The sequence below is a fragment of the Moraxella equi genome (assembly GCF_002027555.1).
GTDB lineage: Bacteria > Pseudomonadota > Gammaproteobacteria > Pseudomonadales > Moraxellaceae > Moraxella > Moraxella equi.
In genome coordinates this window covers 1-8198 of the sequence record NZ_MXAP01000143.1, presented here as the reverse complement: position 1 = coordinate 8198, position 8198 = coordinate 1, and the positions used below count along the sequence as shown (strand labels likewise).

General features: G+C 40.0%; 6 protein-coding genes. All 6 read left to right on the top strand.

Annotated features, from left to right (window positions below; translation table 11 throughout):
- The first annotated feature begins 698 nt into the window (after nt 1-698).
- On the top strand, nt 699-905 hold the full coding sequence (locus B5J93_RS13375) for a hypothetical protein (RefSeq protein WP_143823549.1): 207 nt from the start codon (nt 699-701) through the stop codon (nt 903-905).
- A 9-nt stretch (nt 906-914) separates the two neighbouring features.
- Nucleotides 915-2237 carry a hypothetical protein gene (locus tag B5J93_RS12040; protein WP_079326595.1) on the top strand — a complete coding sequence of 441 codons (1323 nt, stop codon included), beginning with the start codon at nt 915-917 and terminating at the stop codon, nt 2235-2237.
- Nucleotides 2238-2706: 469 nt separating this feature from the next.
- Nucleotides 2707-3366, top strand: coding sequence for a hypothetical protein (locus B5J93_RS12035; protein WP_078275276.1), 660 nt, complete (start codon nt 2707-2709; stop codon nt 3364-3366).
- 71 nt (nt 3367-3437) lie between these two features.
- The gene (locus B5J93_RS12030; RefSeq protein WP_079326594.1) at nt 3438-4085 is read left to right on the top strand and encodes a hypothetical protein; all 648 of its coding nucleotides are present in this window, start codon (nt 3438-3440) and stop codon (nt 4083-4085) included.
- A gap of 149 nt (nt 4086-4234) precedes the next feature.
- A complete protein-coding gene (gene tssH, locus B5J93_RS12025; protein ID WP_079326593.1) occupies nt 4235-6886 on the top strand; it encodes a type VI secretion system ATPase TssH in 2652 nt (883 codons plus the stop codon).
- On the top strand, nt 6877-8198 hold a 1322-nt coding region (locus B5J93_RS13870), incomplete at its 3' end, for a PAAR domain-containing protein (protein ID WP_211278892.1). The genes tssH and B5J93_RS13870, both read left to right, overlap by 10 nt.

The window sequence follows — 8198 nt, the reverse complement described above, 5'->3', positions numbered from 1 at the left end:
CGAATTTGGCTTTGGCCATGGGTATGTCCTCTTATTAACCTATGAATTTAGGTATGGAAATTTTCGCTCGGATTGTCTTAATTTCACAGACAAATTTATGACAACATTCAAACGAATTTGCCATATCCTGTTAATTATAACACAACTCTTTATAATTTAAACCACCGTCAATGTAAAATTATGCCAATTTTACAGGAAAATTTGTGGGTTTCGCCCCAAATATGATTAATTTTTAGACAAATTGATAAAAATAATTTATAAGGCTGTAAAATAAATATATTGGTTTTGTTGATAATTTTATCATTTATCAAGGGATTTTACAGTTTTTCAATACAAATTTAAACAACAAAAAAGCCCAAACCTTTCGATTTGGACTTTTTAAAATTTGGAGCGGGAAACGAGATTCGAACTCGCGACCCCAACCTTGGCAATGTCAGCCACCAAAATCACCTTAGATAACTTTAACCCTCAAAAACAAGCCACAACAAGCATTTATGGTTTGTTTTTTTGTAAAAGTTTTGGGTAATTTTAAGTAATATTGTAAGATATTATCACATCAATCACTCTATCAATGAGGACTAGTCATGGTAGCAGGTTCAGAAATTAAAATAAATGAGCATGGTGTATTCATTACCACACCGAAGATCTTCAAAGTCAAAGCAGAGATAACAAAGCTTCTGGAGGGTGAGCAGGTACCCATGCCCAACTTGCCCTTCTTACCCAAGCTCTACACGCTGTGTTTTCACTTTACCAATGATGATAATGTGCCATATGCTCATACTGCTTATACTGCCCACAATAAAGTAACGGGCGAGCTATTCGAGGGGATTACTGACGATAAGGGTAAGACACAAGTGTTTTATACAGACTCCCAAGAGGATATCGAAATTCATCTAGATATTTAAGGAGTTATTATGTCGCAAAACGAATATAAAACCACCACCGCCAGCACAGCGACAGATGCTCCGACTTGCAAGGTGGTCATCTCTGGTGCCCCTCGAAAATTTTTGGTACATTTTCGCAAACCTCTTGTTGATGACCCTTGGAGTTCTGTGAGCGAGCAAGTGCAAAACTTTGGTTTTGACTGGCTTCGAGATGAGTACATCTATGACATCGTCTCTGTCCTAGAAAATAACAATGAGCCCACACGCTTATACAGGGGCGATATTGACAAACTTAAAAAAGAATATACCCATCTTTGGTTTGATGACCCACAACCTGTTGAGGTTTTAAGTAGGATTAAGACCTGCGGTGTCGATGAATATATCCCATCATGGCTGGCAGTATTTGCTGAGAAGCATAAGCCCAAAGGCGTAACACACACCTATGCTAAACTCTACCTGCAGATAGACCAAGAGGCAGTAGACATGGATAGACCGCTTGCCAAAGATGATACGGTACTGATATTTACCCCCAGTGATGATGGTGTTGAGATTTATTTTAGAGACAAGTCTAGAAACAAGAATATTCTAGAGGTGCCACTGGAGATATTTTTGGAAAAAGGTCAACTCACCCGTCCTTTGGGCGGAGACACCTCCATTAAATACTATGCCGACCCAACCAAACAGCTTACCATCAAGGTCAAAACCCCCAGTGATAAGGTTCGCCATATCTTGGTAACCGCCAAACATAATAATCACAGCCGAGATGTTGGTGTTCTACTCATCTATCCCAATCATGAGATACCTGCCGCACACATTCAAGTAGTGCAATTTGCCATGATACCAAACAGCTACGCCATGCCAGAGCTTAGATATCAGGATAGACTAAGATCAGAAGCCTTTGGTCAGGCACTTATCAATCTAACCTTTGAGAGTAAGGTTTTTAACATGAGGCTTCATGAAAAAATACACACACGCCACCATCAAAGAGAGATAGAAGAGTTTTTAAAAAAATACGAATGTAGAAAAACCAGAACAAATAGCTACCCAAATCTGTTGGCTTTTAATAACACTCCTATAGATCGGCAAAATAGGTCAAATTTTGACTTGGATGTTCGGCAGTTATTTGAGCAACTGTATCCCAGTACAGCACTACAAAGCAGTGCCATCTATGGCCACTGGACGGAGAGCAATCAAAATAAAACTACCCATCTCATATTTACCGATGTCAAGCCTGTTACTATGAATGCAGTAGTGCCAACCTGCGAACCTGACGAGACAGGAAAATACCACCCCCAGCGACAGAGTATATTCATTCAGATAGCAGTGTTACTGGTGCCATTGGCGGTGTTGTAACACCACGCCCCTTTACAGAAGATGAAATCTCTTGCGGTTGTTTTGCAGATATTCCTAACAACAAGTTATTAAACCAAGCCGATTATGTCAGTGGCAATGCCGCCATCATCTATGCTGTCGCACAAAATGATATTTATGCGATATTTCACGAGCTTGGACACAGCTTTGGTCTGCCTCATACTTTTGACAGACCACCAGAATTAGATAAACTCAAAGCCAGCAAAGGACATCTGGATGAGAACCGCGCCAAAGCCATCCTAAACCGCTTTCCCACATATCAGTTTTATCAAGGATATACAGATAATGTGATGGATTATGAGGGGAGAAATGCACCCAAAAATCCAAGCAAGCCAATTAAAGAAACTGATAAATACAATCAATTTAAAAACTTGAACTCCTTGTTTAAATGGCAATGGAACATCCTCCGTGCCGACAGAAGTCTAACCATTCCCAAGAATAAGGAATTACAATGAAGTATTTATCATTTGTTGCACTTTTTGCACTATTAAATTCAGTTTATGCTAAGCCCTATCTACCAGCTGAGTATTATGACCCTATAACATGTCAGTTGATAGATGTTAATAAAAATACACAGCAGTCACAAGAGGTAATACATCAACATGAGCCATATGTTGGCATACCCCTTAACAGAAATAAAAAACTCATTTCTTACGATAAATTTATGAATTCATTAGAGGTTTCATTGGGGGAATACATATCAGATAGAAGTCGTTGGGCAGAAAGAGAGGGGATTGACAATTCTCTCGTACTGAATGAATTAAATGGCATTTTAAAAATAATCAGAGACAACCGTGATATTTACAATGTCTCTTACTCAACACTAGATTTAAAAAATATACTCAAAAAAGGTTATCATATAAATAATAATGAAATGTTAGCTATGCTAGAAGTTATCAATATATTTATCGACGACAAAGAAAAATCCAGCGAATTACTTGAAGAACTTTATGAGAGATATATAGGGCAAATAAGTATGATAGAACAAGGTAGTGTTATGGCTTTTTTGGAGTATGATGGAATGTATTTTTCTATGAGTGGTACAAAAATTGCATTTCACCCACTAGAACAATGTAATGGTAGCTATTTATATGGAATTTACATTGAATAAATAAATTCAGGCAATGGAACATCCTCTGTACTGGCAGAAGCCTCACCGCCCCCAAAGACCAAGGAGTCATCATGAAATACTTTATCGCTACTTTATTTGCCTTTATCCATACAACCGCTTTTTCAGCACCGCCTTATGAGTCAGCAGATTATTACGGTAAGACATATTACAAACCAGAATGGCAGGTAAAATACAATTATCTTCCCCCGCCCTCGTATATTGGCATACCCCATGACAGAAAAGTTAAACTGATGTCTTTTGATGAGTTTTTATCTCGTTTTGAAGTATCTTTGGATAAACATACAGACGATCTAAGTCGTTGGGTTGTAAAAGAAGGTAAAGATCACATTATGCAGTTTAGGGAACTAAATAGTTATCTTTATATCGGTAGAAGTCATGGCATGGTTCACTATTTACAATATTATATGCGTCATGGAACAGAAAAAGATAAGAAAAGAACGCATACTTTATCCGACGATGACAAAATGGCAATGATAGAAACCATTAATTTGGTTGTTCAAGACCATCAAAAATCCCAAGAAATATTAGACGAACTGTATCAAAGATATTTAGGTCAGTTAGAGCTTGTTGTCGATGGGTATATTGCTGTTTTTTTAGAGCATGATGGGAAGTATTTTTCTTTAAGGGGTATTAACACTCATTATCATCCCATAGAAAGATGTAATCGTCAAGCAATATACCCTCTATCTATTCTTTGAATGATGATGGCACATCCTCTGTACTGGCAGAAGTTCAATGACACCAAACATCCATCATTTGCTTCCACCACAATTATGATTTGGTTGTGGACTTTTGGTGAGATATTTTGTTATGATATTGCTTTTAAGCCACCAAACAAGGAACCGATATGTCTCAAATCAACCGCTCTGCTTTATTTGCCAAACTAAATACATCACTATATAAGAGCCTTGAAAGTGCTTTTATGTTTGCCAAGTTGCGTGAAAACCGCCATGTCGAGCTCTCTCACTGGATATATCAGCTTCTACAAATGAATGATACAGACTTGAGATTTATAGAAAGTCATTTTGAACTAAATCATGACTATCTAATAAGCGACATTGCAAACCACTTAAAAACCCTAAAAACAGGCTATGAACAGGTCAGTGACTTCTCTGATGACATCATGGCACTCATTGAAGAATCATGGCTGTATACCTCTTTAAAGTTTAATCAAACACGCATCACCACAGGTCATCTTATTTACACACTGTTAGAATCCAACCAGTTTAAACACCAACTTCTTAGAATCAGTTCCGAATTTGGCAAAATCAATACTCAAAAGCTGTATGAAGACTACGACCAAATATGCCAACATTCCATTGAAAAACCCACAGCTCAGGAAGTCTCCTTGTCACCCAATGACCCAACGGGGCAATCCGCCTTGGCACGTTTTGGTACCAATCTTACCGAGCAGGCACGACAAGAGAAGTTAGACCCCGTTACAGGCAGGGATAACGAAATCCGCCAAATGGTGGATATACTCTCTCGCAAAAAGCAAAACAACCCATTATTGACTGGTGAGGCTGGTGTAGGAAAGACTGCTGTCGTTGAAGGTCTTGCTCTAAAAATTGCTCAAGGCGATGTGCCAAACCACCTAAGAGAAGTTGAAATCATCTTACTTGATATCGGTGCACTCAAGGCAGGAGCAAGTGTCTCTGGTGAGTTTGAAAATCGCCTAAAAGCAGTTATCAAAGAAGTCCACCAAAGTCCCAAGCCTATCATCTTGTTCATTGATGAGATTCATACATTAGTGGGTGCTGGCGGTGCTGCAGGTACAGGCGATGCCGCCAATCTTTTAAAACCCGCTTTGGCAAGAGGCGAGCTTCGCACCATTGGTGCAACCACATGGTCAGAATACAAAAAATATTTTGAAAAAGACCCTGCACTTACCCGAAGATTTCAAGTCATTCAAGTGCCAGAACCCAACCAAGAAGTGGCAACCGATATGCTAAGGGGCTTGGTGGACAGACTAGAATCCCATCATCAGGTACTCATCTTAGACGATGCCGTGCAAACTGCTGTCAAACTCTCAGCTCGCTATATTCCTGCACGACAATTGCCAGACAAAGCTATTAGCATTCTTGATACCGCTTGTGCTAGGGTTGCCGTCAGCTTAAACAGCACCCCTCTGTCTATCACCACCAAAGAAGAAAGCATAAAATCCATCGAACAGCAGATTCACCAGCTTCAAAAACAACAAGAATCAGGCTACCTAACCGATGGCGATGTCATTGCACAAAAACAACAACAAATCCAAGCCATACAGTCAGAGTTAGATGCTATCAATGCACAATATCAAGACCAAAAACAACTTGTTGAGGCACTTCATGTAATCAGAGCATCCATAGCCTCATCGGATGATGATAAACCAGAGGAAATAAATGCCCTCAAAGCAGAGCAACAAGCACTTATCACAAAACTTCAGACCATACAAAAACAAGAGACATTGGTTCATCCTGTGGTAGATTCTCATCTCATCGCTCAAATCATTGCTGAATGGACAGGCATTCCAGTTGGTAAAATGATGGATGACGAAGTGCAAAAAATCCTTCATTTATCAGAAACGCTCAACCAACGAATCATCGGTCAGCCTCATGCAACTGATATGATAGCCAAACGCATACAGACCGCCAGAGCCAATCTAGACAACCCCAACAAACCGATTGGCGTCTTTATGCTAACAGGACCCTCTGGCGTGGGCAAAACCGAAACCGCCCTTGCGCTGGCAGACATCATGTATGGCGGTGAACAAAACCTCATCACCATCAACATGAGTGAATACCAAGAACCTCATACCGTCTCCACGCTTAAAGGTGCCCCTCCAGGATATGTCGGCTACGGTGAAGGTGGTGTACTGACTGAAGCCGTTCGCAGACGTCCTTATAGTGTTGTCCTGCTAGATGAGATAGAAAAGGCTCATCCCGATGTTCACGAGATTTTCTTTCAGGTCTTTGATAAAGGATTTATGGAAGATGGCGAGGGTCGCTATATTGACTTCAAAAATACCATCATCATCCTAACCACCAATGTCGGCTCAGAGCTTACCCTAACTTTATGTCAAGACGAGCTTCTAAAACCCGATATAGAAGGACTGGCTACGGCATTAAGAGAGCCTTTATTGCAGACTTTTCCGGCGGCACTTTTGGGTAGAATCCAAAACATTCCCTACTACCCACTCAATCACGAGATGATGTCACACATCATCACCCTGCAACTAAACAAAGTCATCAAACGCATGCAGGATAATCATAACATCACACTAAGCCATGATGATGCCGTCATCACCCTCATCACCAACCGCTGTCAAGAAATAGAGTCAGGCGGTCGTATGATTGATGCCATCATCACCAATCACATCCTGCCCATGATAAGTCATGAGATGCTTTTATCTATCGGCAATCCTAATCCCATAAGAAACATGACATTGACCGTTGTTGATAATGAATTTAAACTTACCATTGATAGACACACTCAACATGAGGACATCCCATGCCCCTAACCCGTTACTACATCCTAGAAAACGACACCACCACAGCAGGCGGTATCGTCCAAACAACCACCAATCCTACTATCTTTAATATCAGCGGTAAAAAACAAAGCTGTATCGGCGATGATGTTTGGTGTCCTGCTTGTCAGTCTATGGGCAAAATTGTACCAACAGGTCCAAGATTATCTTTTTCACTCGGTGGGGCAATGCCTGCCTTAAATGATGATTTGTGTCTGTGCAAATGTAATCCACCACCCAAACTTGTGCATTCGCAGACAAGTTTTAAAGAGATTATTGATGATAATAGACTTGCCCAGTACCAAAAAGCAAGAGAGCAATACAGACAATCAAAGCTACAAAACAACTTTGCCAACACCCAAGCAAATGATGATGAGTTGCCTAAGTTTACTGTGCATTTTAGACGAGATGATAACTATCAAGGGAGGTATGGGTTTGATTGGTTAAGAGATGAGTATGTGTACAATATCAAATTAGCAGACGGTAGCGTACAGGGGAATATAGCAGGAGTCTCTCCACATAGGGCTAATCTCATACAATCCATCATGAGTGAATATATAACCCACCAAAATAATCCAGTATCATTTATAGATGACTTTATCTCCAATCAAACGGATTATGCACCAGCTTGGCTATCTATTTTTGCCAAAGGTCAGATGGATGATGTTTATCTGCCAAATGTCAATCTGCATTTACAAATAGAGCAAGACATAACACATGGCAGTACGCCATTAACAGATGATGGCACGATTATTTTATTTGAATACAGTCAGGGGCTTGAAGTACAAAGCACCCTGACACTTGCTGATTATCTAAAAAATGCCAAACGACAAGAAATTGAGTTGATGGCAAGCAGTCTTGCGATGCCAAGTAAAGCAATATATCGTTATACCAATACAGCATTTAGTATCAATATCACATGCACACAGCCTATTGATGAGTTGGGCTATGTCAAAATATTTGCCCAAAAACCCAATGGCAAGAAAAAACAAGTGGGACTACTCTGTGTCTATCCAAATAGCGATATTCCCACTGCGGTCATTCAGCCTGTGCTATGGGTAACCGATCGTGGTATGGCAATAATAAACCACCCTCAGGGTATGCTTGACACAGGAAAAATTCGTATTCCTTATGGCAAAATCCAAACCGCTTTGTTTAATCAAGCACTCATCAAAGCACACATCAATGAGTATCTTGCCATTAATTTGCTAGACAAAAAAGTGTATATTGGCGAGAAAGGAGCGACTTTAGACATACCACACTCTTTAGATAAAGAGATTAGCAACTATCTATACCAACCGAACTT

Excerpts from the sequence above, each read along its gene's own strand:
- B5J93_RS13375 (WP_143823549.1), top strand. The coding sequence starts at position 699 with ATGCCCAACTTGCCCTTCTTACCCAAGCTCTACACGCTGTGTTTTCAC.
- B5J93_RS12040 (WP_079326595.1), top strand. The coding sequence starts at position 915 with ATGTCGCAAAACGAATATAAAACCACCACCGCCAGCACAGCGACAGAT.
- B5J93_RS12035 (WP_078275276.1), top strand. The coding sequence starts at position 2,707 with ATGAAGTATTTATCATTTGTTGCACTTTTTGCACTATTAAATTCAGTT.
- B5J93_RS12030 (WP_079326594.1), top strand. The coding sequence starts at position 3,438 with ATGAAATACTTTATCGCTACTTTATTTGCCTTTATCCATACAACCGCT.
- tssH (WP_079326593.1), top strand. The coding sequence starts at position 4,235 with ATGTCTCAAATCAACCGCTCTGCTTTATTTGCCAAACTAAATACATCA.